Below are 26,298 nucleotides of genomic sequence, written 5' to 3'. Positions count from 1 at the left end.
GCCTTCACCGTCGCCACGCGCGCGCCGGAAGGCATCGTCCTGGCCGCCAGCGCCGCCAAGCGCCTGGCCAAGCTGGGCGCGGCCGAGGGCAAGACCCTGATGCTGCGCGTCGCGGTGGACGGCGGCGGCTGCTCGGGCTTCCAGTATCGGTTCGAGCTGGTCGAGACGGCCGAGGACGACGATCTGCGCATCCAGGCCGACGGCCAGACCGCCTTGATCGACCTCGTCTCGGTTCCCTTCCTGAAGAACTCCGAGATCGCCTATGTCGATGAACTGGCCGGCGCCCAGTTCGTGGTCAGGAACCCGAACGCCGCCTCCAGCTGCGGCTGCGGCGTCAGCTTCTCGATCTGACGACGGCCCAGCCGGTCGTCAGGATAGGCGAGGCCAGCAAGGCCGCAAACACCCAGTCCCAAACCCCATCCTGCAACAGCGCGCCCACCAGCCCGATCAGGCTGAGCGCGAACAAGGCGATGGGCGCGCGGAAGATCGCCCACAGGCTCAGATCCCTCGGGTTGTGACGGCGACGGCTCACGCCTTCCGTCTCCCCTTGCCCAGCCACAGATAAAGACCGGACCCCAGGATCACGATGGTGGCGATGTCCAGGAGCGCCCACAGGATTTTCAGCGCCAGTCCGCCGTAGTCGCCGAAATGCAGCGGCTGCGACAGCGACAGGGTCTTCACATACCAGGGCATCGGCGCCACCGCCGCCAGCTCCCCCGTCCGCGCGTCGATCAAGGCCGGCGTCGTCATATGCGTCGTCAGCGGCGTGTCGCCGTGGAAGAAGACGGCATAGTGGTGATCGGTCGAATAGTCGGTTCCCGGAAACGCCACGAACTGCAGCTTCATGCCCGGCAACGCCGCCTTGGCCCGCTCCACCGCCGCGTCCAGCGAGGCCCGGCCTTGGGCGGGCGCCGGCGCATCGTATGCGACCGTCAACTCCTTCAGCGCCGTCTCTTTCCAATAGGCCAGAATGGGCGTGGCCAGGGTGTTGACCACACCAGTCAGCCCCACCACCAGCACCCAGGCCGCCGTCACCACGCCCAGCAGATTGTGATAGTCCAGCCACCGCGTCCGCGCCGCCTTCTTGACCCGCACGGTCCCGAACGGCAGCCGACGCATGAAGGGCGCATACAGCACCACGCCCGACACCACGGCGACGACCAGCAACAGCCCCATCGCGCCCAGAAACAGCATTCCCGGCAGACCCAGGAACATGTCGGTATGCAGTTGAAGCAGGAACTCCATCACCGGATGACCGGCGACCAGCGGCGCGCCCTCGCCGCTGGTCTGGTCGATGGGCTCGAAACTGTATTTGCCGGCCGGGGCGTCGGGGGCGCGGCTGGTGACGTTCACCACCGGCCGGTCCTCGTCGAAGCTCATGAAGGCCGGAACCTCGCCCGGATGTTTGGCCAGACCGGCGGCCAGTACCTCATCCAGCGTCAACAGTCGGCCGTCCGGGTTCTTCGGGGCCCATGGCTCATGCAGCAGCGCCTCATTCAGCTCGTGGCTGAACACCAGCGGCAGCCCCGTGACGCACAGCATCAGCAGGAACAGGGTCGAGATCAGGCTCGACCACTTGTGCGTCCAGGTCCAGGCGCGGATCGTCCGGGCGTGCATCGGCCGACGCGGATCAGAACTCGGTCGAGACCGACAGACGCAAGGTCCGCGGCGCGCCCAGCGTCAGATAGTTCGATCCCGGATAGCCGCCGACCGCGACCCACTGATCCTCGTCCGCGACATTCTCCACCCGCGCCCGCAGCGTCACCGGCTTGTCGCCCGCCACGAAGGCGTAGCGGACCCCGGCGTCGAACCGGGTCCAGCTTTCCAGCTCCAGCGTATTCGTCGCATTGGCCGGCTGGGCGCCGGTATGGATCGCCCGGCCTTCGACCGTCAGGCCGCTGACCATCGGCACGTCCCATTCGACGTTCAGATTGGCCTGAAAGTCCGGCACGCCGATGGCGGACTTGCCCGCATTGGCGGCGGTCAGCGACCGATTGATCTCGGCGTCCAGCCATGTCGCGCCGCCGATCAGACGCAAGCCTGCGACCGGTTCGCCATAGACCGTCAGCTCGACGCCCTTGTTCTCCTGCTCGCCGCCGTCCGAATAGACAGCGGTATTCGGATCGAAAAAGGCGCTGGGCAGGGTCGTGCGGAAGACGCTCAGCGTGCCGCCATATGAACCGGCGTCGTACTTGGCGCCGATCTCGGCCTGCTCGGCGCGGAACGGCGACAGCACTTCGCCGCCGTTCGAAACCGTCACGCCATTGACCACTGTCGGCGCGGTCGTGCCCGGAACCAGGGCTTCGGCATAGTTGGCGTACAGCGAGATCGTGTCGCTGGGCTTGTAGACCACGGCGAAGGCCGGCGTCGTCGCGTCGCTGGAATAGCCCGACGTGAATGCGCCGTCGGCATAGGCATAGGATCGGGTCTCGATCTCCTGATAGCGGACGCCGACGGTCGCCAGCAGCCGTCCATCCAGGAAGGACAGCACATCGGCGACGGCGAAACTGGTGTTCTTGACCCGCTCGGTGACGTTGGGATCATCCAGATCGCCCGAGACGCTGCCGATGGCCGGCGCCGGCGACAACAGCGGATTGGTCAGCGTCCCCATCGCATAGCCGGCGAAGCTCGACGCCGCCCAGGCGTTCTTGGACTTGGACTGGATCTGCGAGGCCGAGGCGACCAGACGATGGTTGATCGGGCCGGTCGTCAGGTCGGCGCGCACGCCGATGTCGCCCGACCACACCGTGTCCTCGCGTATATTGTCGAAGCGATAGCCGCGGATCGCGCCCGCCGCATCGGCGCGCGGATTGGCCAGGCTGTTGTCTTCCTCGCCCTGACGCCCGCCGAAAGCGGCCCAGGCGCTGATGCTGTCGGTCAGGTCGAGCTCGCCGCGCACGGCGCCGAACAGTTGCTCCTCGTCGGTGTAGGTCCAGCGCTGGGCGAAGTTCTTGTCGGCCGAGGGCGCGACCGGGATGGCGGTTCCCGGCGTCACGCTGGGACGGGGCGCGTCGATCCGGTGGTCTTGCCAGCCCAGATCGGCCGAAAACCGGGCGCGATCGCCTCGGCGGTCCAGTCCAAGGCCGACGACCCGCAGTTGGCCGGTCTCGTCCTCGACGGCGCTTTCGCCCGCACGGCTGGCGATATTCAGGCGCGCGCCCCATTCGCCTTCGTCGCCGAAACGGCGGGCCAGGTCGGCGGCGGCGTAGATTTCGTCACGGCCCGACACGCCCCCGGTCAGGCGCGTCAGGGGGGCGTCGCCCGCCCGCTTCGGTGTCAGGTTGAAGGCGCCGCCGACCCCCGTTCCGCCTGGCGCAGCGCCGTTCAGGAAGGTGGAGGCGCCGCGAAACACCTCGACCCGCTCCACCAGTTCGGCCGCCACGAACTGGCGCGGCAAGACGCCATAGAGGCCGTTGTAGCTCATGTCGTCCGAATAGACCGGAAAACCGCGAACGACATACAGCTCCTGGAAGTTGCCGAAGCCCTTGGACACACGCACCGTCGGGTCGTTCTGCAGCACGTCGCCGATGCCGCGCGCCTGCTGATCACGCACCAGCTTTTCGGTGTAGTTGGCGGTCGAGAACGGCGTGTCCATCACGCCCAGATTGCCCAGCAGACCGATGCGTCCCCCGCGCGCCACCTGACCGCCCGCCGCCGGGTCCGTCAGCCGCACCTGCGATCCCGTCACGACGATCTCCCCCAGCTCCGCCGGAGCCGTCGCCTGCTGCGCCAGGGCCGGCGAGGCGAGCGTCATTGCAAGGGCGCTAGCGGTCAAAAGAACGGAGGCACGGCGAAGGCAGAGCATTTTGATACGCATTCTCAAAATCAAGTTGCGCGTCCCTAGCCCGATCGCTCGGTGGAATGCAATCCGCCGCGCCCGCGACATATTGCATTTAGCTGATTTCTCCTCTGACCTCTCAGTGAAGGAGACTGCCATGCCGATGCTGACCCACGCCCTTCTGGCCGCCAGCCTGCTCGCCGGCCCCGTCTCGACCGACATCGCCCTGCCCGCCCAGCCTGCGCCTCTGCATGGCACGCTGCTGACGCCGGAGGCGCCAACGGCCGTCGCCGTCATCCTGCCCGGCTCCGGCCCGACCGATCGGGACGGCAACAGCCCGATGGGCGTCGCCGCCTCCACCTATCGGCTGCTGGCCGAGGGCCTGGCGGAACAGGGGATCGCCACCGTGCGCATCGACAAGCGCGGCATCGCGGCCAGCGCCGCCGCCGGGCTCGACGAAACCAGGCTGCGTTTCGACCACTACGCCGCCGACGCCCGCGCCTGGGCCGCCGAGGCCGCCTCGCGCACAGATCAGTCCTGCGCCTGGCTGATCGGCCACAGCGAAGGGGCATTGGTCGCGCTGAAGGCGGTCGAGGGCGGAGACGATAAGGTCTGCGGTCTGATCCTGCTGGCGGGCGCGGGTCGCCCAGCCGGCGCAGGTATTCGCGAGCAGCTACGAGCCGGCCTGCCCGAGCCGATGAAGGCCCAGGCCTTCGCTGCCCTGAGCGAGTTGGAGGCCGGCCGCACCGTCACCGACACGCCTCCCGCTCTGTCGGCCCTGTTCCGCCCGTCGGTCCAGCCCTATCTGATCTCGTGGTTTGCGCTGGACCCCGCCGCCCTGCTCGCCGCCTACGACGGCCCGGTCTTCATCGGCCAAGGGACCACCGACCTTCAAATCGGCGTCACGGACGCCCAGGCCCTGGCCGCCGCCGACCCCAAGGCCACGCTGAAACTCTGGGACGGCGTCAACCACCTCCTCAAGACCGCCCCCGCCGATCGCGCCGCCAATCTGGCGACCTACGCCGATCCGTCCCTGCCGCTCGCGCCGGGCGTGGCGCAGGATGTGGGGGCGTTCATTCGGGCGCATTAATCGTCATCAACATCTGACCGGCTTGAAAAAACTATTCAGGCGACAGAGGTTTGGCTGAGCATGCGCAGGGTGATCAACGAACTTCGGGTGGTATGGACCTTTCATAAGGTCGCTCTTGGTGGAGCGCTCATTGTAGTCGTACTCGCCGTCGTGATGGCGATGGTGGTAGCCTTTGTTAGCGCGCCGCAATCCACCAAGGGCAAGGTGATTTCGTTCGATGTCGCCGGAAGCGAACGGCGCAATGCTCCTGCGGCTATCGTTCATGTGGAAGGCCGCTTGGCCAGGATCAAAGTGTACAGACGCATCTCGTGCTTGGTCGGCGAAGAGATGGAGCTCATGCGCTATGACACGCCACTCGGATCGTTTTACACTCTCGCTTCTGGTCCTCGCCCCTGCCATTCGCCGGAGGGCTGAATGGCGATCATGAGAACTTTGCCGTAAAGTTAGTCCAACCCTTCCCGCGCCTCATCCGCCAGGGCGAAGAACCGCTCCCGCACCTCGGCCGCAAACGGGTTGTCGCGTTCGATGGCGCGGAAGACGGCGGGGCTGTCGTGGCGGACCATGTCGACGGCCTGCATCAGGCGGTCGAAACTGGCGGTGGTCATGCGCGTCGGCAGGGGCTCCATCGCCAACAGGACGCGGGCGATCAGATGGGTCAGACCCTGCACGGTGGCCGCCTCGCGGTCATGGTCCTAGGGGCTGACCTGAAATACCTTCAGCCCCAGCGCCCGGCGGCAGAAGGCGGCGACGCGGCGGGCGTCTTTTTCGCCCCGCACCTCGCACACGGCGATCCGCAGGCCCGCGATGCCGTCCTTGCCGCTCTGCGGGCCGAACAGGGGGTGGGTGCCGACGATCCGCACGCCGGGCGGCAGCAGTTCGTTCATCGCTTGCGCCGGCTTCACCTTGACCGAGCCCACGTCGATGACCAAGGCGTCGGGCCTCAGGTGCGGGCCGATGGCGACCAGTGTCGCATCCAACGCCTCGACCGGCACGGCTAGCACCACCGTGGGACAGGCGGCAGCGGTCGCCAGATCGGTCAGGGTCGCGAGGCCCTCGTCATCCTTCGCCGCCGGATCATGCGCCAGGATCTCGAAGCCGGCCGACAGATGCCGCGCCGTCAGCCGCCCGAAGGCGCCGAAGCCGATCAGGCCGAGCCTCTCCCTCAAAGCGTCTCCATGAACCGCACCGGCTGCCCGTGCGCCGATCCGATCAGTTCGCCGTCCTTCATCACCACCCGACCGCGCACGATCGTCGCCATCGGCCAACCTGTCGCCTCCAGCCCATCGAACGGGGTCCAGCCGCAGCGCGTCGCCTGCTGATCGTGGGTGATCGTCCGCTTGGCCTTCAGATCGACAATGGTCAGGTCGGCGTCATAGCTGACGGCCATCCGCCCCTTGCTCGCGGTCCCGAACACCCGCTGCGCGCCCGCCGAGGTCAGGTCGATGAAGCGCTCCAGGCTCAATCGCCCATTGGCGACATGGGTCAGCATCAGCGGCACCAGCGTCTGCACCCCCGGCATGCCGGACGGAGAGGCCGGATAGGGTTTGGCCTTTTCTTCCTTCGTGTGCGGCGCATGGTCGGAGCCCAGCACGTCGGCGACGCCCTGCTGCATGCCCCAAAGCCACAGGGCGTCCACATGCTCCTGCGATCGGATCGGCGGGTTCATCTGGGCATAGCTGCCCAGCCGCTCATAGGCTTCCGGTCCGACCAGGGTCAGGTGTTGGGGCGTGATCTCGACGGTGGCGACATCCTTGTGGAAGCGCAGATATTCCATCTCTTCCCTGGTCGTGACGTGCAGCACATGGATGCGCGCGCCCGTCTCCTTGGCCAGGCCGACCAGACGCCGGGTCGAGCGGATGGCGCTCTCGGCGTCGCGCACCTCGGGGTGACTGGTCCAGTCGCCGGTGCGGGCCAGGCCCCGCCGCTCGACCAGCCGGTATTCGTCCTCGGAGTGGAAGGTGGCGCGGCGGCGCACATTGGACAGGACCTTACGCACGCCCTCGTCGTCGGCGATCAGCAGGTCGCCGGTCGAGGCGCCCATGAAGACCTTGACCCCGCAGCAGCCGGGCAGCCGCTCAAGTTCGCCCAGATAGTCCGCATTCTCATGCGTGCCGCCGACGTAGAAGGCGTGGTCGGTCCACATCCGATCCTTCGCCCGGGCCAGCTTGTCGGCCATGGTGTCGGGGTCCGTGGTGTTGGGATTGGTGTTCGGCATCTCGAACACGGCGACGACGCCGCCCAGGGCCGCCGCGCGGCTGCCCGTCTCCAGGTCTTCCTTCCACTCCAGCCCCGGCTCGCGGAAATGAACCTGGGTGTCGATCACGCCGGGCAGGACGGTCAGGCCCGTCGCGTCGAAGACTTCACCCGCCGAGGCCTGGGACAGGTCGCCGATGAAGGCGATCTTGCCGTCGATCACCCCTACATCCGCCATGCCCCGCCCCGCATGGTTCGCCACTTCGCCGCCACGGACGATCAGGTCATAGGTCTGGGTCATGGGGCGACGGTCCTGCGGGATGAGCGATGTGCTCTTACTATATCTCCGCTCATCCCCGCGAAAGCGGGGACCCAGCGCTTTGGGCGTGCTGTCGATGGTCCGGAGGCTTGTGGCGGCAATATTGCGAACGAAAGACATGCGTCCCCGCTTTCGCGGGGATGAGCAGATACAAGGGATGCTAATCCCGCGCCTTCAACATCCGCTGCGCCGCCTTCAGCACCCGCTCCCACGGCAGGTCCATCATATGCTGGATCGCCTGGTTCAGGCGCGGATCCAGCTTCTTGAACTCTTCATAGGTGCGCGGCCCGCGCACGGCTTCGCCCTTCCAGGGTCCGCGCACGGTCTCGTCCGACGGTCCAAACACGGCCACCACCGGCGCGCCCGAGGCCACGGCCAGCTGGGTCCAGATCGAGTCCGCCCCGATGTACAGCACCGATTTTGACAGGGCCGCGACCGTCTGCAGCCGCGTCAGCTTGCCCTGCAACTCGATCACCCGCGCGCGCGGCACGGCGTAGCGGATCGTGTGCGCCGCCTCGCGGTCGATCTCCTCGCCCACGATCATCAGCCGCCCGCCCGCCAGAGGCCCGTCGTCGGCCAGCAGCTTGGCCGCGACCTTGGCGTAGCGTTCGGCCGGCCAGCGCTTGCCCATCCATTCCACGCCCGGCCCGACCGCCAGGATCGGCCCCTCTCCGCCCGTCGCCGGGATCAGCGCCTCGACCTGGGCCTGCGTCTCGTCCGAGACATAGAGTTTCGGCGCCGGAATCTCTTCGGGTTCCAGCTTCAGCACCGCCGCCGCCGCCTCGACCGCATGCAGGCCCGGCTGATCCTTGCCTCGCACCGCGCGCTTGTGCCGCCTCAGCTTGCCCGACAGGTCCGAGCCGCGCATGTCCACGACCAGCCCCCATTTGGTCGCCCGCACCTGGTTCCACAGGGCGATCCATTCGAAATGGCCTTCGCGCTCCAGCACGATCAACTTCGTCAGGCGCGGCGTATCGGCGAACAGCGGCGCACTGGCGGCCGATCCGACGATGGTGAAGGTCGCGTGCGGCAGGCTCTCGACCAGATGCGCCAGCACGCCTGAGGACAGCACGGCGTCCTCGGCGTCCGCCTCGGCGATGTACAGGATGGGAAACCGCCCGATCATCCGTCGACGGATACAGGGATTCTATCTGCGGTTCAGCGCCAAACGCGTGTTTCCACAGGAAGGCCCCATGCGCTACAGCGACGCGCATGAGCCAGACGCCCGACCTAGCCGCAGCAGCCGCCCTCGAACGCTTCAAGGCCCAGCGCGTCACGGCCATCTACCGACTGGACCTGATCGCCAAGGGCGCGACGATTTCCTACGAGGACGGCACGCCGATCGACATGGCCTCCGAAAAGGCCCGCCTGGAAGCGGTCGTCGCCGACATGGACCGCCGCATCGCCCGACTGGAGCGTTCAGCCGGGTGAGCCTGCCCCTCCTCCCCGACCGGACCTGCGGCGGTTGCGTCGAATGCTGCCGGGTCATTCCGCTGAACCTGCCGGAACTGGCCAAGCCGACGGGCGAACTGTGCGCCTATTGCGTCGACGGCGCCGGCTGCTCGGTCCACGCGATCCGGCCGAACACCTGCCGTATCTGGTTCTGCCTGTGGCGCGTGGTCGAGCTGTCGGACGACTGGCGACCGGATCGCAGCGGCGTAATCGTCCGCCCCGACGGCGTCGAGGACGGGATCATCACCCTGTATGTTCTGCGCCGCTCCGACTTCCTGGCCTCGCCCGTCTTCTTCGTGACCGTCGCCGGCTGGGTCGCGGAAGGGATCGAGGTCGCGCTCAGCATTCCCGGCCCGGTCGGGACCTATCCCGCCCGCGCCGTCGTCACCGACTGGCTGCGACCGGCCATCGAGGACGGCGACCCGGAGGCCTTCTCGGCGCGCGTCCTGATGTCCCTCGACCGGCTGGCCGAGCACGACTTCCAGCCGGACGGCGTCGTCGCGCGATATGCGGTGACAACCCTGGATCGGCCGAAAGCTTAGCCGAAGCTTAAGCCCTTGGCCTTAGGGTGAAATCCGTAACGCCGTCGCTGGAAAGGGCACGCCGTCGATGCAGGCCTGGGACGCGCTGAAACGACCGATCTGGATGTTCGACCCGGTCGCCCTGCGCGGCGTCTACGCCAATGCGGCCGCGCTCGATCTCTGGGGGTCCGACAATCTCGACGCCCTGCTGGCGCGCGATTTCAGCAACGTCTCCCCCGCCGTCCTGGCCCGGACCGAGCGTCTGGCGCGCGAGACGGCCAATGGCGAGACACTGACGGAAGACTGGACCTTCTACCCGCACGGGCGGCCGCTGACGGTGTCGGCGGTGATCTCGACCTATCGCCTGACGGACGGCACGCCGGTCCTGCTGTTCGAGGCCGCGCCCATCACAGTGGAAAACGAGGAGCGTCGCGCGGTGGAGGCCCTGCGTCACACCTCGACCCTGATCACCCTGTTCGACAGCGAAGCCCGCCCGATTTTCTCCAATCCGTCGGCCTTCGCCGCCTACGGATCGACCGCGCACCCCTTCGAGGCCCGGTTCGCCGAACCCGAGCGCGCCCAGCCCATGCTGGCGGCCGCCCTGTCGGGGTCAGCGATTTCCGACGTCTGCGAGATCATCACGCGCGAGGGCGTGCGCTGGCACCATCTGGACATTCGTCCCGTGACGGACCCCGTTACGGGTCATCTCGGCGTCTTGCTGAACGAGATCGACGTGACCGAGCGCGTCGAGGCCGAACAGGCCCGCGTCGCCGCCGAGCAGAAGACAGCGATGGCCGAGGCCCGGCAGAAGTTCCTGACGGACATGTCGCACGAACTGCGCACGCCCCTGAATGCGGTCATCGGCTTCTCCGACCTGTTGTCCAAGGCCGGCCTGCCCGACAAACAGGCCGATCAGGCCGCCCGCATCAACGGCGCGGGTCAGCGTCTGTTGTCCGTCGTCAACGACATGATCGACCTGTCGGCCGACAACGTCGTTCCCCTGGCGCCCTCGGACACCCCGGCCGAGCCCGCCCCGCCGGCCAATGAGGACGTCCCTGCCCTGCGCGTCCTCTATGTCGACGATCACGACAGCAACCGCGCCCTGGTCATGGCGGTGTTGACGGCCCAGGGCATCGCCTGCGCCACCGCCAACGACGGCGAACAGGGCGTCGAGGCCGCCCGCACCGGCGACTGGGACGTGATCCTGATGGATATCCAGATGCCCGTCATGGACGGCGTCGAGGCGACCCGCGCCATCCGCGCCCTGCCCGGCGTCGTGGGCCGCACGCCGATCCTGGCCCTGACCGCCAACACCCTGCCGGAACAGCTGACCCAGTACGAACAGGCCGGCATGGACGACTGCATCGCCAAGCCGATGAACATCGTCGACTTGGTCATGCGCGTCACCGCCTGGGGCGCCAGCGACTGGCGCACCTTCGACCCCCGCCTTGAGGACGCGGCAGCCGCTGTCGCCTAAAAATCGGCGCGGCGTCTTCTGAAGCCACGCTGTGAGCCCTATCTTCGCCCCATGCCCATCGCCCGTCTCGACAGTCGCGCCCTGATCTCCGTCACGGGCGAGGAGGCGAAACCCTTTTTGCACAATCTGTTGACCCAGGATGTGGAGACGCTGGCCGAAGGCGAGCTGCGCTTCGGCGCATTGTTGTCGCCGCCCGGCCGCCTGCTGTTCGACCTGTTCCTTCTGGGACAGGCTGACGGCGTTTTGCTGGATGTGGCGACCGAGCGTCGCGACGCCCTGATCCAGCGCCTGTCGATGTACAGGCTGCGCGCCAAGGTTCAGGTCGCCGCCGACGACCGCCCGGTCTTCGCCGCCTGGCCCGAGGTCCCCGCCGGCTTCATCCCCGACGCCCGCACGACCCTGATGGGCGGCCGTCTCTATGGCGAGGCGACTGCGGACGCCGCCGAGGCCGACTACGACGCCCACCGTCTGTCCGTCGGCCTGCCCGATCCGACCGCCGACGCGCCCCAGGACAAGACCTATCCGATCGAGGCCGACTTCGACCTGCTGAACGGCATCGACTTCCAGAAGGGCTGTTTCGTCGGCCAGGAAACGACCTCGCGGATGAAGCGCCGGGGCACGATCAAAAACCGGATGCTGCCGCTGGACTTCGAAGGCCCGCCCCCCGCCTTCGGCGCCGAGGTGCTGAAGGGCGAACTGCGCGCGGGCGAAGTCCTCTCGGGTCAGGACGGTTCGGCCATGGCCCTGCTGCGCATCGATCGGCTCGACGGCGACCTGACCGTGGACGGCCGCCCGGTGCGCTTGCGCAAACCCGCCTGGATGGGCGAGGACGTCCTTCCCTCCTCCAACGCGTGAGTCCCCCCATGAAGATCGCCGATCAGATCGTCCTCGTCACCGGCGGGGCGCGCGGCGTCGGCGCCGCCTGCGTCCGCGCCTTCGCCCATGAAGGCGCCCGCGTCGTCATCAACTGGAGGAACAGCGGCGAAGCGGCGAACGCCCTGGCCGCCGAGATCGGCGAGCGCGCCCTCGCCCTCCAGGCTGACGTCACCGACCGCGCCGCCGTGGACGCCATGGTCGCGACGGCGCAAGGCCGTTTCGGCGCCCCCGTCACCACCGTCGTCAACAACGCCCTGGACTACAGCTTCAACGGCGACGCCCGCTCCCAGATGACCGCCATCGGCTGGGACGAGATGGATCGCCAGTTCTCCACCGTCGTGCGCGGCGCTCTGAACCTGATCCAGGCGACCGCGCCCGGCATGGCCGCGGCCCGGTTCGGCCGCATCGTCAATATCGGCACCAACCTGTTCCAGAATCCGGTCGTGCCCTACCACGACTACACCGCCGCCAAGGCCGCTCTGCTCAGCCTGACCCGCACCGCCGCCGGCGACCTCGGCCCTGACGGCATCACCGTCAACATGGTCTCGGGCGGTCTCCTGCGCACCACCGACGCCAGCGCCGCCACGCCCGAGGCCGTCTTCGACCTGATCGCCGGCATGACGCCGCTGCGCAGCGTCACGACCCCGCAAGAGTTCGCCGACGCCGTCCTCTTCTTCGCCTCCCCCTGGAGCCGCGCGGTCACCGGCCAGAACCTGGTCGTGGACGGCGGATTGGTCCGGGACTGAAATGATGACCGTCTCCTCCCTATCGCATGGCGATGGGGAGGTGGCGCGGCGCTCTTGCGCCGTGACGGAGGGGCTCTTAGGCGCCTCACCGCCGCCCGCGGGACTCCAAAGAGCCCCTTCACCGCTTTGCGGTCCCCCTCCCCATTTCATGGGGAGGGGGACGATATACATCCTATTATCGCAAAATATTTTACAGCAATTCAGTCGCTTAGCTTTCACCAGCGTCAATCGACCATCCCCTCCCTAAACGCCCTTACAATGCGCAGTTTTATGACCAAGGGAGACGAAGACCTGGGCTTGTCACACTGGTTTTCCGCCATCCAACTTCACCCGCGAATTGCACTTTCTTGCACTTTGCACGCGCTCTTGACGTGCAGTGCAATTGCGCCCGCGCTCCGAGATTAGACGAATTAGACACTTTAGACGGTGTTTTTCCTCCGTCGCCCCGACACCGAACGCCCTTTCCTCAATCGGAACAGACTGGCAACTTCAGGCCATGACCGACTCACACGCCTCAAAGAGTCTCGGCGGCCGATGCGGCTGGTGCGGGACCGACCCGCTCTATGTCGCCTATCACGACACCGAATGGGGCGTGCCCGAGCGCGATCCTCGCGCCCTGTGGGAAAAGCTGGTGCTCGACGGCTTTCAGGCCGGTCTTGCCTGGATAACCATCCTCAGAAAACGCGAGGGCATCCGCGACGCTTTCGACGGTTTCGATCCCGAGATCGTCGCCCGCTACGACGAGGCCGACATCCAGCGCCTGCTGAACGATCCGCGCGTCATCCGCTCGCGCGCCAAGATCAACGCCGCCATCCGGGGCGCCCAGATCTGGCTTCAGATGCGCGATAACGGAGAGGACTTCTCGGCCTGGCTCTGGTCCTTCGTCGGCGGCGAACCGATCCAGACCCCCTACGCCGACTATCGCCAGGCCCCGACCCAGACCGAACAGTCCGTCGCCATGGCCAAGGCCCTGAAGAAGCGCGGCTTCAACTTCTGCGGCCCGGTCATCGTCTACGCCTTCATGCAGGCCGTCGGCATGGTCAACGATCACCAGACGACATGCTTCCGTCACGCCCAGGTTCGTGCGATGGCCGCGCATGGCTAGAGCCCCCGCGAATCCGAAAGCCTTCCCGACCCTCGCGCTGGAAACGGTGCTGATGCAGCGCGTCAACGGTCACGTCTGCGGCGTGGACGAGGCCGGGCGCGGTCCCTGGGCCGGCCCCGTCTCGGCGGCGGCCGTGATCCTGAACCCTGACGACCTGCCGCCCGGCATCGACGATTCCAAGGCCCTGACCGAAAGGCGTCGCGTCGCCCTGGAGCCTGAGATCAAGGCCCGCGCCGTCGCCTGGGGCGTCGGCTTCGCCTCGGTGGACGAGATCGAAGAACTGAACATCCTGCACGCCACCGGCCTGGCCATGTGCCGCGCCATCGAGGCCTTGCAGGTCCAGCCGGTCGCCGCCTTGGTCGACGGCAACTATCGCTTCAAGCTTCCGTGCGAAATCCAGACGGTCGTCGGCGGCGACGGACTGTCGCTCTCCATCGCGGCGGCCTCGATCCTGGCCAAGACCGCACGGGATCGTTTGATGATCGATCTGGACGCCCAATACCCCGGCTACGGCTTCGCCAGCCACAAGGGCTACAACGCCCCGATCCATCAGAACGCGTTGAAAACACTAGGCCCCTGCCCCGCTCATCGGCGCAGCTGGTCGCCGATCAAGGCGCTGTTGCAGGAGGCCTGACGCCGTCTCAGATGTGCAGGAAGCCGCCCAACAGCGCGCCCATCAGGGCCGCAACAGCCGCCCCGGCGATCGCCATCATCCAGCGCGGTGGCGGCGCCACTTCGGGCTCGACATCGATCTGCTCGATGGGTTGAGCAGCTTCGACCGACCGCGTGTAACGCGCGGCGTTGTGGGTGAAAGTCGCATCCGCCGTCCGCGGCGCCCACGAGCGCGGCTCGGCTGCCGGACGCGCACGGTAGTCGTCGGGGCGATCGGTCTTGGGGGCGGTGTACGGGTGCGGTTGCATAGTCCCACAACGGCACGCAGCGATTCGCGTTCCGCCCTACCCTCCGTTGTTTTCATTGGTGTCTATGCGGCAACGGGCAGGGAGACCGGGCGCTCGGTCACCACGAACAGGTGCTCGACATTCTTGAGCCGCCCCACCTGCCCGACCTTCTCGCCTTTGGGATTATGGATCCCGATCCGGGCGCCGACATAGCGAGGATGCGCTACCTCCAGCACCTGCACATGCCCCCGCGCCGACAGCATCTCGACCAGGTCGGCGCGGCTCAGATACCCCTCGTCGTTGAAGCTGACGATCAGGTTCGGCGCCTTGACCCGCTCGATCACGGTCCGCAGCGCCGGGCCGATGCCGGGCCGGCTGTTGAAGGCGCTCTTGCGCGTCCTGACGTCCACCCGCTTGTTGGCCACCCCATAGGTCTCGGGCCGGTCCCACAGCACCAGGCTCTCCCAGCAGTGGTAGTTCCCCAGATAGGAGTGCTGGTTGTAGGGCGGGTCCAGATAAACCAGGTCCGCCTCGACCTGTTCGGCGATCTCGACCGCATCGCCCTGCGTCGCGCGGCACGGCCCGTTCACGGCCGGAACCAGATCCGGCGTGCGCAGCTCCAGCGTCTTCAGCGCCCTCGGCGCCCACTGCTTCATATAGGCCATCTGAACCCCGGCGGTGGAATCCACCCGATCCGCCGCCTCCATCAGGCTGACCAGGGCGATGGCCTTGAGTTCCGGTTCCAATCCCATGGCCTCGATCCGGTCGCGCATGGCGTCGATGCGCGCGCCGTTGTCGGGGTGGAAATACCGCGCATCCTGACAGAAGGCCTGGGTAAACCAGCCCGGCTCGGGCTTGACTGTCCGCAGCTCGGCCAGCACGATCTCGGCCCGCTCGACCCACCGCTCTCGATCCGCCTGAACATAGGTCGTCGCCAGAGCATGGGCGTAGGCGTTCAGGTCATTCGACCAGACCTGAAAACCCTGCTTCTTCAGGGCGTGCCCGACTCGCGCCGTGCCCGAAAACAGATCGCACACCCGCCCGCCCTGCGGCAGCACCCCCGCCACCGCACCCGTCACATGCCCCAGCAAGGCGCGCTTGGAGCCGATATATTTGATCATGACGCGGCCCGACTCATCGCGGCAGCATAGCGGTTGTCGCAAGGCGCGCGAAGTTGCCCAAACCGTTGGAATCCAACCGCCGCGTCTAGCTTCAAGGCAACGCGCGGTCCATGCTCGATGCGACGACTATGGAGAAGGCGCATGCCCCACAGTGAAACTCACCGGGTCGATCGGATCGGCTGGCTTAGGGCGGCGGTGTTGGGGGCCAATGACGGGCTGGTGTCGACGGCCAGTCTGGTGGTTGGCGTCGCGGCGGCGGCGACCGGTCATGGCGGCATACTGATCGCGGGCGTCGCCGGATTGGCGGCGGGCGCGATGTCGATGGCGGCGGGCGAATATGTCTCGGTCAGTTCGCAGTCCGACACCGAAAAGGCCGATCTGGCGCGCGAGGCGGTCGAACTGGCCGGCGATCATGAAGCGGAGACGCGCGAACTGGCCGGCATCTATGTCGGGCGAGGCGTCGCGCCGGATCTGGCGACCGAGGTGGCGCGTCAGATGATGGCGCATGACGCGCTGGGCGCCCATGCGCGCGACGAGCTGGGTATTTCGGAGATCACCACCGCGCGGCCGATCCAGGCGGCGCTGACCTCGGCGATCACCTTCTCGGCCGGGGCCGCCCTGCCTCTGGTCGTCGCCGCCGTCGCGCCGCTGGACACGCTGGCGATCTGGGTCGCGGTTTCCGCCCTGCTGGGTCTGGCCGTGCTGGGCGCCCTGGGCGCCCGCGCAGGCGGCGCGCCGATCGGACGATCGGTTCTGCGTGTCGTCTTCTGGGGCGCGCTCGCCATGGCCATCACGGCGGGCGTGGGCCGGCTGTTCCACATCGCCGCCTGATCAGAACCGCGCAGTCAGGGTCAGGCGGGCGGTGAGCGGTCGTTGCGGCGTGCTGATGTCGCCTGAGGCGTAGAAGGGATTGCCGAAGGTGAAGGTGTCGTCGCTGCGGTTGAACAGATTGTCCACCGACGCCCTGATCGCCCAGCGATCGATCTCCACGCCGACGCCCAGCGAACTGGTCAGATAGCCGGCCGACGCGCCGGTGGAGGTCGGCGACAGGGCGATATCGGTCGGGCCGACATAGCCCAGACGAAGCTCGGATCGCACCGTCGCATGCGCCAGATGCGCCTCATGCACGACGCCGCCCTGCACGCTGAAATCGGCGACCGCCGGCAGGCGCGTGTCGGTCCCCAGCGCGAAACCGGGATCGGGTCGGGTCAACTCGGGATCATTGACGACGGCGTGCGCGTCCAGCGTCCACGGCCCGTCGCGCCATTCGACCTCGCCCTCGATGCCGCGATTGCGGCCGTCGCCCAGATTGGCGGTGAAGGGCAGGCCCCGGGCGTCGAACCGGTCCGACTGGATGTTGCGCCAATCGGCGACGAAGATCGCGCTTCGCCCGCGCAGTCGCCCTTCGAACAGGGTGAAGCGCGCGCCCGCCTCGCCGGCGACGATCTCGTCGGGCTTCACGCGTCGCGCGGGCTGCTGATCGCCATTTGGCACGGCGCCGGCGTTGAAGCCTGGCCCGCGATAGCCCTCGGTCGCCAGGGCGTAGAAGACGAAAGGACCGCGATCGTATTCGATCACCAGACGCGGGGTGATATCGACCAGCGCGTCTTCTCCAGACACCTCCGTCGGATCGCCGTCGGTTTCGCTGCGATGCTCGACCCCGATGCGGAACAGGCGCGCACCGGCCGTGATCTTCAGGCGGTCGGTCAGCGCATAGGCGGCGTCGCCGAACAGAGCCGCCTCGTCCACATGGTCGCGCCTGTGCTGTCGATAGACCTCCAGACCGCCCTGCCCGTCGGAGATCGCGACGGTGCGGGTGTGGGTGTATTCCGAGAAGAACAGCCCGGCGCTCCACTTCAGCCGTGCGCCAAAGTCGCCGTTCAACCGCACCTCATGCACAGCTGCCGACAGGTCGTCGGCCTGGTCCAGCGCCGCTGTTCCCGTAAGCCCGAACAGTCCGGCCCCAGGCGTCGCATCGTAGTGCGCATCAAGGCCGTGCGACTGAACGCTGGATGAGGCCCGCAGCCGCGCCCACCCCAGATCCCCGTCCACCGAGGCCCAGACGCCGTCGAAATCGTTGCGGCTGGGCTCCATCAGGCTGCGACGACGCGCATAGGGGTGGTCCGCGCCCAGGTTGGCGTACTGGCTGTCGTCAACGTCGATGGTCTGGGCCAGGAAGCCCGCCTTCAAGGTCCAGCCGGGGTTCAGGCGCAGCAGCGCCGCCGCCCTCAGCCCCTGCCGATGCATGCCGCCAGTATTGGTCAGGCCGAGGGCCTGATCATCGACGTAGCCCCCGACCGTCTCTTCATAGCCGACGACCCGGACCGCCAGGCGATCGCGCAGGATCGGGGCGTTGATCATCAGCTCGACGGCGTCGCCCGGCGCGCCGCCGGCTGTCAGCGCCCCCTCCGCCGTCACGCGTCCATAGACGCCGTCCAGGTCCGGCGCGCGACTGACCATCTGAACGACGCCGCCCATCGAGCCGGCGCCGTACAGCGCCCCCTGCGGCCCACGCAGAACCTCGACCCGTTCGATGTCGGCCAGACGCAGCGCCGGGTCAGGCGCGTCATAGGTCAGGCGCACATCGTCGAGATAGAGCCCGATCAGGCTTTGCGCCTGTCCCGCAACGGGTCCGTCCGCCAGGCCGCGAATGAAGAGCTTGTCGCGCCCCGGCCCCAGGTTTGTGACCGTCAGGCCGGAGACGCGGGCAGCGACGCCGTCTAGGTCGCTGACCCCGGCCCGTTCCAGCGTCACCCCGTCCAGCGACGACAGGCCATAGGGCGCGCGCGACAGCAGCAGATTGTCCGTGCGTGACGCGGTCACCACGACTTCATCCAGGGTCGTCGGGGTGACGGGCGCGGGCGGCGCTACGATCGTTCGCGCGACGACAGGCGGCGAGGCGGCGACCCGCACGATCCTGTAGGCGCCGTCGCCGACACGGGTCGCGACACAGTGTGTGCCCAGCATCAGCCTCGACAGGGCGGCATCGACGGAAAGCCTCCCCCTCACTCCGCGCGTGGGACCGCATCGCTCGGTTCCGGCGGCGTCGATGCTGACGCCCGCCTGCAGACCGAAATCGAGAACGGCGCTCCGCAACGGCTGAGGCGAAACCGACACGTGAAGCGACGAACGCCCTTGGGCCATGCTGATCGACGGCGTGGTCACACCGCAAACGACGACCAGGGCGCAGAGGAAGGCTCGTACCAAAGGCGACGTCCGAAACAGGTTCAGCGCCGTTCTAGACGAACCCCTTGCGGCCCGCGAGTGGCCTTGATCGGCAGGAACCGTTCCAGCCGGCCGATCACCACCGCTTCGTCATCAAGCACCAGCGTGCCGGAGAAGCGCAGGTTCGCCGCGTTCGGCGCCACGGTCACCGGCGTGGCGAAGGCGCGGCTGAGGTCGGCGGCGATCTCTCGCAGCGGTCGATCGTCATAGGCCCGTCGCCCCTGGGTCCAGGCGGCGGCGGTGCGGACATCGACGGGGGCCACGGTCATCCGGTCGTCGGCGTCGTCGCGCTGGACCGACTGACCGACCGTCAGACGCACACGGCGCGCGGGCTGGTTCAGGTCGCTAACCTCGACCACGCCCCGCAGCACCGCCACCTGGGTGTCATCGGAGGATCTGCGGATGTTGAAGGCCGTGCCGACCACGCGCACCTGGCTTTCGCCGACATCGATCAGGAAGGGTCGGCCGGCGTCATGCGCGACGTCGAAGGTCGCTTCGGCCTGATCCATGTGCACCAGACGCCGTCGCCGCTCCATCTTCACAGCCAGGGTCGAACCGCCGTTGATCTGAAGCCGCGATCCGTCGTCCAGCGTCACCGTCCGCGTTTCGCCAGGCGCGGTGCTGTAGATCACGGTCGGCGCGGTTTGCAGCATCGGACCCAGGAAGATCGCCGCGGCGAGGGCCGCAGCCATCGCCGGGACCGCCACCATCCATCGCCGCCCCAGGCCTTTGCGCCGCTCGCGGTGCGCCGACAGGTCGATGACCGGCGCCGGCTGAACGTTGGCTAGGTCGTCTGAAGCTGCCCACAGCCCCTCGGCCTCGTCGAAGGCGCGCCGATGAGCCGGGTCTTGATCGAGCCAGGCCGTCGCCGCGTCGATGTCCACGATCGTCACGTCATCGGCGCGCAGACGCACGACCCAGGCGGCGGCCTGGGCGGCGATCTCCTCGTCCTTGATGACGTGATCCTGGGTCATGATCCGGTCCGGGCCCGAGCGGGCTTTGGAGGAGAGACGACGCGGTCGCGCCGCATCCTCAATGAAAAATGGCGAAATCCGGTCGTCATGGCCAACCGACCCGCAGCAGCAGTGCCTTCAGCGAGGCGGAAACGTATTTCTCGACCGCGCTGCGCGAGACGCCCATCCGCTCGGCCACCTCGGCCTGGCTGAGCCCGGCCATCTTGTGCAGACGGAAGGCCTCTGCGGCCTTGGGCGGCATCCGATCAATCGCGGCGACCACCTTTTCCAGCTTCAAGCGGGCCCACACGGCGTCCTCTGCCGACGGCGCATCTTGGGCTTCGGCCGCATCATCGATAGCGGAAGCGCGCCGCCATTCCAGATCGCGCGCGCCCGCACGACGCTGCGCCTTGGACGCATCCAGGGCCAGATTGGCGGCGATCCGATAGAGGAAGGCCTGTGGATGGCGGACCTCGGCGGCGGCCTCCTCGGTCATGGCTTGCAGCCGCACCCAGACATCCTGCGCCAGATCTTCGGCCGCAGCCGACGATCCCGTGCGCGCCGTCAGAAAGCGCACCAGGGCCGGGCGGCTGTCCAGCCACGCGTCCGCCAGGGCTTGCCGCGCCGGTCGGCTCTGGTCGTGCTGAGGGGGACCGGAAGAGGCGTTCACCACCCCATCGTGGGTTGCTGCGCCCTCTGCCGCAACCGCGATTGCGACGGCGAAAAATTTTTTTGTGGGGGTCGCCGCACCGCGTCGTCTCTGGCCCGAAGTCCCCTGGCCCGAGGCCCGCATGTTTCCACTCCGCCTGCCCGAAGACGCCGATCCGGTTCGGCCGCGCGCGCGCCGCACGCTGTCGTCGCGCATCGTTCGGTTCGACGATCCGTGCCGAGACGAACGCCGCCGCGTGGAGCAGTTCATCGAGGCGGCCTATGCCGAGGCCTATGGCGGCCAGATCCAGGCCCATTTCCCGACCCTGATGAGCGTTCAGGACGAGGCTGGCGTCATCTACGCCGCTGTCGGCTTCCGGCACGCCGCCGAAGCGCCTCTGTATCTCGAGCAGTATCTGGACGGCTCCGTCGAGACCGTGCTGAGCCAGGCCATCGGCGCCGTCATCGACCGCACGCAGGTGGTCGAGATCGGCAGCCTGGCCTCCAGTGGACAGGGCGCGACCGTCTTCCTGTTCGCCGCCATGGCCCATCATCTGCAGTCCGAAGGTCTGAGGTTCGCCGTCGCCACCGCGACCGACGAACTGCGCCGCATCTTCCACAAGGCCGGTCTGGGCGCGCTTCAACTTGCGCGCGCCGATCCGCGCCGCCTCGACGACGGCGGCGGCAGCTGGGGCGCCTATTATCAGACCGATCCGGTGGTGCTGGCCGGCTCGATCGACGCAGCGACCGCGCCGCTGGATCACTTCTCCGAAACGGCGCCGGTCGGACGGGCCGTCCGCACCCGCCTGCACTACGAGGATCGCTCATGAGCGCCGTTCTGGACGCCCTGTCGCGTCGCGCCCGCGCCACGCCCGATGATGTGATGATCCAGTGGGCCGAAGGTTCGCTGACGGCGGCCGAACTGCTGGCGCAGGTCGGTCAGCTGGCGACGGCCCTGGCCGATGATCGATCTCCGGTCGGCGTCCTGCTCGACAACGGGCCGGCCTGGGTCGTCGTCGATCTGGCGCTGATCCTCGCCCAGCGGCCAAGCGTGCCGATCCCGCCTTTTTTCACGGCCGCTCAACGCGATCACGCCCTGGCCGACGCCGGCGCGGGGCTGCTGATCACGCCGGGCGCTCCGGGCGAGCTGGCGGAAGGCGGCGCGCCCATCCGGTTGACGCCGACAGAGCTGGCGGTGCGCGATCTGCATCCCGGCACGGCCAAAATCACCTACACCTCCGGCTCGACCGGCGCGCCCAAAGGCGTCTGCCTGTCTCAGGATCAGATGGAGGCGGTCGCCGCCTCTCTGGTTCAGGTCCTGGGCCGGGATCGCGCCGGGCTGCATCTGCCGGTGCTGCCCTTGGCGGTGCTGCTGGAGAATGTCGCCGGCCTCTATGCGACGCTTCTGGCCGGCGGCCGCTATCACGCCGCCAGCCTGGCCGAGGCCGGGATGGGCCAGGCCTTCCGCCCCGACTTTGCGCGCCTGCTGACCACCATTGTCCAGACCGGCGCCACAACCCTGATCCTGGTTCCCGAACTGCTGCGCGGCCTGATCGGCGCCCAAGGCGCAAGGCGGCTGGATCATCGGCTGGAGATGATCGCGGTCGGCGGCGCCCGGGTGTCCCCGGCCCTGCTCGAGGCCGCCGCCAAGGCCGGCCTGCCCGTGGTCGAGGGCTATGGCCTCAGCGAATGCGCCTCGGTCGTGGCGCTCAACAGTCCGGACGACGCCCGCCCCGGTACGGTCGGCCGGCCTCTGCCTCACCTTGCGGTCCATTTGGCCGACGACGGCGAAATCCTGGTCTCACCCCATCCCTTCCTCGGCTATGTCGGCCAGGCGCCCGCGCCGGAGCGCCTGCACACAGGCGACATCGGCCGCTTCGACGCCGATGGACGGCTCAGCATCGAAGGTCGCAAGGCCAACACCCTGATCACCGCCTTCGGCCGCAACGTCGCGCCTGAATGGGTCGAGAGCGAGCTTCTGGCCGAGCCCCTCATCCTTCAGGCCATGGCGATGGGCGAGGCGCAGGCGGCGTTGTCGGCCCTGATCGTGGCGACGCCCGGCGCCGAACTGGCCCAGGTCGAAGCGGCCGTCGCGCGCGCCAACGCCCGCCTGCCCGACTACGCCCGCATCGGCGACTGGCGTCTGGTCCCGCCCTTCGATCCCGCCGCCGGTCAGGTCACGGCCAACGGTCGTCCGCGTCGCGAGACCCTGCTGCGCACCTACGCCCCCTCCCCCTCGCAAGCCGCCTGAGAGTTCGCATGTCGTTCTTTGAAACCCTGGTCGCCGCGACCGCAACCGAGCGGGCCTCCTTCGCCGCCATCCCCCAGATCAAGGACGGCTTGGCCGGCCGCATCAGTCGCGACACCTACGTCGCCTATCTGGCCCAAGCCTATCACCACGTCCGCCACACCGTGCCGTTGATGCAGGCCGCCCGGGCGCGGCTGGACGATGACCACGCCGTCTTCAAGGCCGCGCTCGACGACTATATCGCCGAGGAAACTGGCCATGAGCAGTGGATCCTGAACGACATCCGCGCTGCCGGCGGCGACCCCGATCAGACCGTGCAGCACGGCCCGAACGTCGCGACCGAACTGATGGTGGCCTATGCCTATGACACCGTCCAGCGCATCAATCCGATGGCCTTCTTCGGCATGGTCTATGTGCTGGAAGGCACCAGCATCCAGCTGGCCAGCGTCGGCGCCGAGGCCGTGCAACAGAGCCTCGGCCTGCCGCCCGCCGCCTTCACCTATCTGATTTCCCACGGGGCTCTGGATCAGGATCACATCCTGTTCCTCAAGCAACTGCTGGACGGAGTGTCGGACGCCGACAACCGCGCCGCCATCGTCCACATGGCCAAGGTGATGTTCGGCCTGTTCGGCGGGGTCTTCGCCTCCATCCCCCACATCGCAGCGCGGGAGACGGTCGATGCAGTTTGAGGATCGCAACATCCTGGTCACCGGCGGCTCCGGCGCCTTGGGGCGTCGTGTAGTCGAGCGGATCGCGCGCGAGGGCGGTCGTGTCACGATCGTCGCTCGCGCGCCGGTGGCGGGCCATCACACCCTGGTGGGCGATCTATCGACCCCGCAGGGCCTCGACAGCGTCGCCGAACAGGCCGGCGTCCGCGCCTGGGACATTCTGATCAATATCGCCGGCATCCAGCATTTCGGCCCGCTGGAACAGCAGACGCCCGAGCATCTGCTGGCGACCTATATGGTCAATCTGGTCGCGCCGGCGCGTCTGGCCCAGGCCGTCCTGCCCGGCATGAAGGCGCGCAGACACGGCCAGATCGCCAACGTCGGCTCCATCTTCGGCTCAATAAACTTCGCCCACTTCGCCAGCTATTCCAGCGCCAAGGCCGGGATGCGAGCGCTCAGCCAATCGCTGCGTCGCGAACTGGCCGGTACGGGCGTCGGCGTCACCTATGTCGCGCCCCGCGCGGTGGCCACGCCGTTCAACTCCGCCAAGGTCGACGAATATGCGCGCCTCACCGGCATGGCCATCGACGATCCGGACCCGATCGCCGACCGCATCGTCGCCGCCATCCGCTCAGATCGCCGCGACGTCTATCTTGGCTTCCCCGAAAGCCTGTTCGTCCGCCTCAACGCCCTGGCGCCCGGCCTGATCGACGGGGCCCTGAAGTCCAACGACCTGAAGGCCCGCGCCCTGTTCGCCGGCTGAACCACAGAACAATAGGAGAGACACGCCATGAAGACCGCCTTGTTCGCCCTGGCCCTGATGGCCGCCCCCCTGACGGTCGCCTCCGTCGCCCATGCCGACGCCTGCGACGACCGCGCGCGCGGTCTCCAGCAGTCGTGGGACCATGTGAATTTCGAGGTCCCGCAAGGCGTTCGAATGGCGGAAATGGCGCGGCTAAACACCCAGGCCGACGCCGTCGTGGCCCAATGCCCCAACCGCGCTGAACCTCTGGTCTGGGACGCCATCATCACCGCTTCGGAAGCGGGATTGAAGGGCGGTATCGGCGCCCTGGGCCTCGTGCGTGAGGCGCGCTCCGAACTGGAACAGGCCGAGCGGATCAACCCGCGCGCGCTGAACGGCTCGGTCTATGTCAGCCTCGGTTCGCTCTACGCCCAGGTGCCGGGCGCCCCGATCGGTTTCGGCAACCGCCAGCGCGCCCGCGGCTACCTCCAGCGCGGTCTGGCCATGGCGCCCAACGACGTCGACGCCAACTTCTTCATGGGCGATCTGCTGGTGCGTGAACACGACTGGAACGGCGCCGCCCGCTATCTGCAAAAGGCTATCGACGCCCCCGTCCGTCCCGGTCGCGCCGTCGCCGACCGCGGTCGCAAGGCCGAGGCCCGCGCCCTGCTCGTCCGCGCCCAGCAGCATCACTGAACAGATCCATCATGAGCCCTGTTTCCCCCGCCCTGTCGCTCGACGTCGTTCAACGCCGTCGCAAATGGTTCGCCGGCCTTGCTCTGCTCGCCCTCATCGCCCTGACCGCCAGCGTCCGCTCGGTCGCCGCGTTCAACGGCGAATGGCATGAGGGCGTCGAGACCCTCGGCCTGGCTGCCATCATCGTCGCCATCGTCGGCCGCGCCTGGTGCTCGCTCTATATCGGCGGACGCAAGAAGGCCGAGATCGTCGATCGCGGCCCCTATTCCATCACGCGCAACCCGCTCTATCTCTTCAGCTTCATCGGCGCCTTCGGCGTCGGCGCCCAGACCGGCAGCGTGACGATCGGCGCGATCTTCGCCGTGGCGACCTTCCTGGTCTTCCTGCGCACGGTCGGTCGCGAAGAGGCCTGGCTGGCCGAACATTTCGGCGCGCCCTACGCCGCCTACTGCGCCCGCACGCCGCGCTTCCTGCCCAATCCCGCCCGCTGGCGCGACGCCGAGGAACTGACCATCCGTCCCGCCTTCTTCGTCCGCACCCTGCGCGACGGCCTGGTCTTCCTCGCCGCCATCCCCGTCATGGAAGGCATTGAGCGCCTGCAGTCATCAGGATTGATCGGCTTTCCGATCAGCCTGTTCTAGCCCTAACCGTCGCGCCATTCGCTGAGCGTCTGGCCGTCGGCGTCTTCGAAGGCGACGCGATCGAATTGCGCCGCGCCGATGCAGACCGGCCGTTGATCAGGGGCTGCCGTACGACAGTGGATGGCGCGGCCGTCGGCGAAGGTGGTCATCCGGCCTTCCAGCACGAGACGATAGCCCTGTGCTGATGGCGCAGGCGGCTGGCCATCCTCGCCGCGCAGGGTGAACTCATAGGCACGGCCGTTTCGACGGCCGGTCCGCGCGCCGTTGGGCTTGAATACGGCGGCCAGCCCCGAAGTTTGAGGCGAGGCCTGGCTTGAAGGCGAGGCGCCGGGCGCAATCGCCGGGCAGGCCTCGGTGCGTAGCCACGGCCAGGCCAACCAGAAGCCTTCGGCCGCCTCCAAGCTGCTGTCGTCGTTTCCGATCAGGCCGGACCGCAGCCAATCCGCCGGCGCCAGGCTGAACTTCAGGCTCTGACCATCCTTCGCCCAGGCGACTATCGCCTGCCCATCGGCCGCAGCCTCGGCGGCGTCGTCGGGCTCACCGCACCCAAAGGCCTGGCGCACGACGAAGCGACGCCCTGCCAGAGACGCGCCCCCAACCCCGCGCCCTGCGGCGAAGGCCGAGGCGGCGATGTCCATGGCCTGAAGCAGGCCGGCGCGGTCCAGGACCGGCGCTGGCGCGACCGTCACGACCGGCGGCGTTTCGGATTTTTTGGCCGGACCAGGCGCAGGCTGCGGCTCACGCTGGCAGCCGGCGAGCGCCAACAGGGATACTGCAAGCACGACGAACTGGGGACGAGGCGACGCAATCGGATCGAGCATGGAACTACCCTAACACGCGAACCGCTGAGGGGGATGCGCTGACCCGAAAAAGGTTGACGCGAGCGATGGGGGACGGTCT

General features: G+C 67.9%; 29 protein-coding genes and 1 pseudogene. 17 read left to right on the top strand and 13 right to left on the bottom strand.

Annotated features, from left to right (window positions below; translation table 11 throughout):
• Positions 1-33: 33 nt before the first annotated feature.
• A complete protein-coding gene (erpA, locus tag E4341_RS05615) occupies positions 34-351 on the top strand; it encodes an iron-sulfur cluster insertion protein ErpA (RefSeq protein WP_165118588.1) in 318 nt (105 codons plus the stop codon).
• Here erpA and E4341_RS05610 read toward each other — a convergent pair.
• From E4341_RS05610 to E4341_RS05600, 3 genes and pseudogenes are all read right to left on the bottom strand, one after another.
• Positions 335-532: a hypothetical protein gene (locus tag E4341_RS05610; RefSeq protein ID WP_205751368.1), complete on the bottom strand. Its 198-nt coding sequence runs from the start codon at positions 530-532 to the stop codon at positions 335-337. The genes erpA and E4341_RS05610 overlap by 17 nt on opposite strands.
• Positions 529-1,721, bottom strand: a pseudogene (locus E4341_RS05605) (PepSY-associated TM helix domain-containing protein). Before E4341_RS05605 ends, E4341_RS05610 begins: the two are co-directional and overlap by 4 nt.
• Complete coding sequence (locus E4341_RS05600; RefSeq protein WP_370458469.1) at positions 1,631-3,754, bottom strand: TonB-dependent receptor; 2,124 nt, start codon at positions 3,752-3,754, stop codon at positions 1,631-1,633. The pseudogene E4341_RS05605 and the gene E4341_RS05600 overlap by 91 nt, the downstream one beginning before the upstream one ends.
• Positions 3,755-3,935: 181 nt before the next feature.
• On the opposite strand from E4341_RS05600, the gene E4341_RS05595 reads away from it, so the two are divergent.
• Positions 3,936-4,868: an alpha/beta hydrolase gene (locus E4341_RS05595; protein WP_165115801.1), complete on the top strand. Its 933-nt coding sequence runs from the start codon at positions 3,936-3,938 to the stop codon at positions 4,866-4,868.
• A 69-nt stretch (positions 4,869-4,937) separates the two neighbouring features.
• On the top strand, positions 4,938-5,282 hold the full coding sequence (locus tag E4341_RS05590; RefSeq protein WP_165115799.1) for a hypothetical protein: 345 nt from the start codon (positions 4,938-4,940) through the stop codon (positions 5,280-5,282).
• 29 nt (positions 5,283-5,311) lie between these two features.
• Here E4341_RS05590 and E4341_RS15500 read toward each other — a convergent pair whose 3' ends face one another.
• From E4341_RS15500 to E4341_RS05575, 4 genes are all read right to left on the bottom strand, one after another.
• Positions 5,312-5,536, bottom strand: coding sequence for a hypothetical protein (locus E4341_RS15500; RefSeq protein ID WP_240893625.1), 225 nt, complete (start codon positions 5,534-5,536; stop codon positions 5,312-5,314).
• Positions 5,537-5,560: 24 nt separating this feature from the next.
• Complete coding sequence (locus E4341_RS15495; protein WP_240893624.1) at positions 5,561-6,034, bottom strand: prephenate dehydrogenase/arogenate dehydrogenase family protein; 474 nt, start codon at positions 6,032-6,034, stop codon at positions 5,561-5,563.
• Positions 6,031-7,362: a dihydroorotase gene (locus E4341_RS05580; protein WP_165115797.1), complete on the bottom strand. Its 1,332-nt coding sequence runs from the start codon at positions 7,360-7,362 to the stop codon at positions 6,031-6,033. The genes E4341_RS15495 and E4341_RS05580 overlap by 4 nt, the downstream gene beginning before the upstream one ends.
• 178 nt (positions 7,363-7,540) lie before the next feature.
• Entirely contained in the window at positions 7,541-8,506 is a 966-nt protein-coding gene (locus E4341_RS05575; protein WP_165115795.1) for a glycosyltransferase family 9 protein, read from the bottom strand.
• 86 nt (positions 8,507-8,592) lie between these two features.
• On the opposite strand from E4341_RS05575, the gene E4341_RS05570 reads away from it, so the two are divergent.
• From E4341_RS05570 to E4341_RS05540, 7 genes are all read left to right on the top strand, one after another.
• Positions 8,593-8,811: a hypothetical protein gene (locus E4341_RS05570; protein WP_161638756.1), complete on the top strand. Its 219-nt coding sequence runs from the start codon at positions 8,593-8,595 to the stop codon at positions 8,809-8,811.
• Positions 8,808-9,374 (top strand): hypothetical protein, encoded by a 567-nt coding sequence (locus tag E4341_RS05565; RefSeq protein WP_165115793.1) that lies wholly within the window; start codon positions 8,808-8,810, stop codon positions 9,372-9,374. Before E4341_RS05570 ends, E4341_RS05565 begins: the two co-directional genes overlap by 4 nt.
• Positions 9,375-9,441: 67 nt before the next feature.
• Positions 9,442-10,830: a response regulator gene (locus tag E4341_RS15700; protein ID WP_165115791.1), complete on the top strand. Its 1,389-nt coding sequence runs from the start codon at positions 9,442-9,444 to the stop codon at positions 10,828-10,830.
• Positions 10,831-10,881: 51 nt separating this feature from the next.
• Entirely contained in the window at positions 10,882-11,685 is an 804-nt protein-coding gene (locus E4341_RS05555) for a folate-binding protein YgfZ (protein WP_165115789.1), read from the top strand.
• Between the two features lie 8 nt (positions 11,686-11,693).
• Positions 11,694-12,452 carry a 3-oxoacyl-ACP reductase gene (locus tag E4341_RS05550; protein ID WP_165115787.1) on the top strand — a complete coding sequence of 253 codons (759 nt, stop codon included), beginning with the start codon at positions 11,694-11,696 and terminating at the stop codon, positions 12,450-12,452.
• Between the two features lie 496 nt (positions 12,453-12,948).
• Positions 12,949-13,557 carry a DNA-3-methyladenine glycosylase I gene (locus tag E4341_RS05545; RefSeq protein ID WP_165115785.1) on the top strand — a complete coding sequence of 203 codons (609 nt, stop codon included), beginning with the start codon at positions 12,949-12,951 and terminating at the stop codon, positions 13,555-13,557.
• Positions 13,550-14,191, top strand: a complete 642-nt coding sequence (locus E4341_RS05540) for a ribonuclease HII (RefSeq protein ID WP_370458468.1) — start codon at positions 13,550-13,552, stop codon at positions 14,189-14,191. The genes E4341_RS05545 and E4341_RS05540 overlap by 8 nt, the downstream gene beginning before the upstream one ends.
• Before the next feature lie 7 nt (positions 14,192-14,198).
• Here the strand turns inward: E4341_RS05540 and E4341_RS05535 are convergent, their stop codons facing one another.
• Positions 14,199-14,477, bottom strand: coding sequence for a hypothetical protein (locus E4341_RS05535; RefSeq protein WP_165115783.1), 279 nt, complete (start codon positions 14,475-14,477; stop codon positions 14,199-14,201).
• 62 nt (positions 14,478-14,539) lie between these two features.
• Entirely contained in the window at positions 14,540-15,577 is a 1,038-nt protein-coding gene (locus tag E4341_RS05530) for a DNA adenine methylase (RefSeq protein ID WP_165115781.1), read from the bottom strand.
• A 141-nt stretch (positions 15,578-15,718) separates the two neighbouring features.
• On the opposite strand from E4341_RS05530, the gene E4341_RS05525 reads away from it, so the two are divergent.
• Positions 15,719-16,408, top strand: a complete 690-nt coding sequence (locus E4341_RS05525) for a VIT family protein (RefSeq protein WP_165115779.1) — start codon at positions 15,719-15,721, stop codon at positions 16,406-16,408.
• On the opposite strand, the gene E4341_RS05520 is transcribed toward E4341_RS05525, so the two are convergent.
• From E4341_RS05520 to E4341_RS05510, 3 genes are all read right to left on the bottom strand, one after another.
• Positions 16,409-18,784 (bottom strand): TonB-dependent receptor, encoded by a 2,376-nt coding sequence (locus tag E4341_RS05520; RefSeq protein WP_165115777.1) that lies wholly within the window; start codon positions 18,782-18,784, stop codon positions 16,409-16,411.
• A 20-nt stretch (positions 18,785-18,804) separates the two neighbouring features.
• Complete coding sequence (locus E4341_RS05515; RefSeq protein WP_165115775.1) at positions 18,805-19,776, bottom strand: FecR domain-containing protein; 972 nt, start codon at positions 19,774-19,776, stop codon at positions 18,805-18,807.
• A gap of 85 nt (positions 19,777-19,861) precedes the next feature.
• The gene (locus E4341_RS05510) at positions 19,862-20,425 is read right to left on the bottom strand and encodes a sigma-70 family RNA polymerase sigma factor (RefSeq protein ID WP_240893623.1); all 564 of its coding nucleotides are present in this window, start codon (positions 20,423-20,425) and stop codon (positions 19,862-19,864) included.
• A 121-nt stretch (positions 20,426-20,546) separates the two neighbouring features.
• Between E4341_RS05510 and E4341_RS05505 the strand changes: the two genes are divergently transcribed.
• Genes E4341_RS05505 through E4341_RS05480 form a run of 6 tightly spaced genes read left to right on the top strand, consistent with a single transcriptional unit; the run spans position 20,547 to position 25,398 of the window.
• Positions 20,547-21,233: a thermostable hemolysin gene (locus E4341_RS05505; protein ID WP_165115771.1), complete on the top strand. Its 687-nt coding sequence runs from the start codon at positions 20,547-20,549 to the stop codon at positions 21,231-21,233.
• The gene (locus tag E4341_RS05500) at positions 21,230-22,654 is read left to right on the top strand and encodes an AMP-binding protein (RefSeq protein ID WP_165115769.1); all 1,425 of its coding nucleotides are present in this window, start codon (positions 21,230-21,232) and stop codon (positions 22,652-22,654) included. Before E4341_RS05505 ends, E4341_RS05500 begins: the two co-directional genes overlap by 4 nt.
• A gap of 8 nt (positions 22,655-22,662) precedes the next feature.
• Positions 22,663-23,340, top strand: a complete 678-nt coding sequence (locus tag E4341_RS05495; protein ID WP_165115767.1) for a TenA family transcriptional regulator — start codon at positions 22,663-22,665, stop codon at positions 23,338-23,340.
• Complete coding sequence (locus E4341_RS05490) at positions 23,330-24,082, top strand: SDR family NAD(P)-dependent oxidoreductase (RefSeq protein WP_165115765.1); 753 nt, start codon at positions 23,330-23,332, stop codon at positions 24,080-24,082. The genes E4341_RS05495 and E4341_RS05490 overlap by 11 nt, the downstream gene beginning before the upstream one ends.
• A 27-nt stretch (positions 24,083-24,109) precedes the next feature.
• Positions 24,110-24,757 (top strand): lipopolysaccharide assembly protein LapB, encoded by a 648-nt coding sequence (locus tag E4341_RS05485; protein ID WP_165115763.1) that lies wholly within the window; start codon positions 24,110-24,112, stop codon positions 24,755-24,757.
• 11 nt (positions 24,758-24,768) lie between these two features.
• On the top strand, positions 24,769-25,398 hold the full coding sequence (locus E4341_RS05480) for an isoprenylcysteine carboxylmethyltransferase family protein (RefSeq protein ID WP_165115761.1): 630 nt from the start codon (positions 24,769-24,771) through the stop codon (positions 25,396-25,398).
• 2 nt (positions 25,399-25,400) lie between these two features.
• Here E4341_RS05480 and E4341_RS05475 read toward each other — a convergent pair whose 3' ends face one another.
• Positions 25,401-26,219 (bottom strand): hypothetical protein, encoded by an 819-nt coding sequence (locus tag E4341_RS05475; protein WP_165115759.1) that lies wholly within the window; start codon positions 26,217-26,219, stop codon positions 25,401-25,403.
• Positions 26,220-26,298 lie beyond the last annotated feature (79 nt).

It is taken from the genome of Brevundimonas sp. 'scallop', assembly GCF_011045535.1.
Lineage (GTDB): Bacteria > Pseudomonadota > Alphaproteobacteria > Caulobacterales > Caulobacteraceae > Brevundimonas > Brevundimonas vesicularis.
Note: the sequence above shows the minus strand (reverse complement) of the source record. Positions and strands in the feature narration are given on the sequence as shown.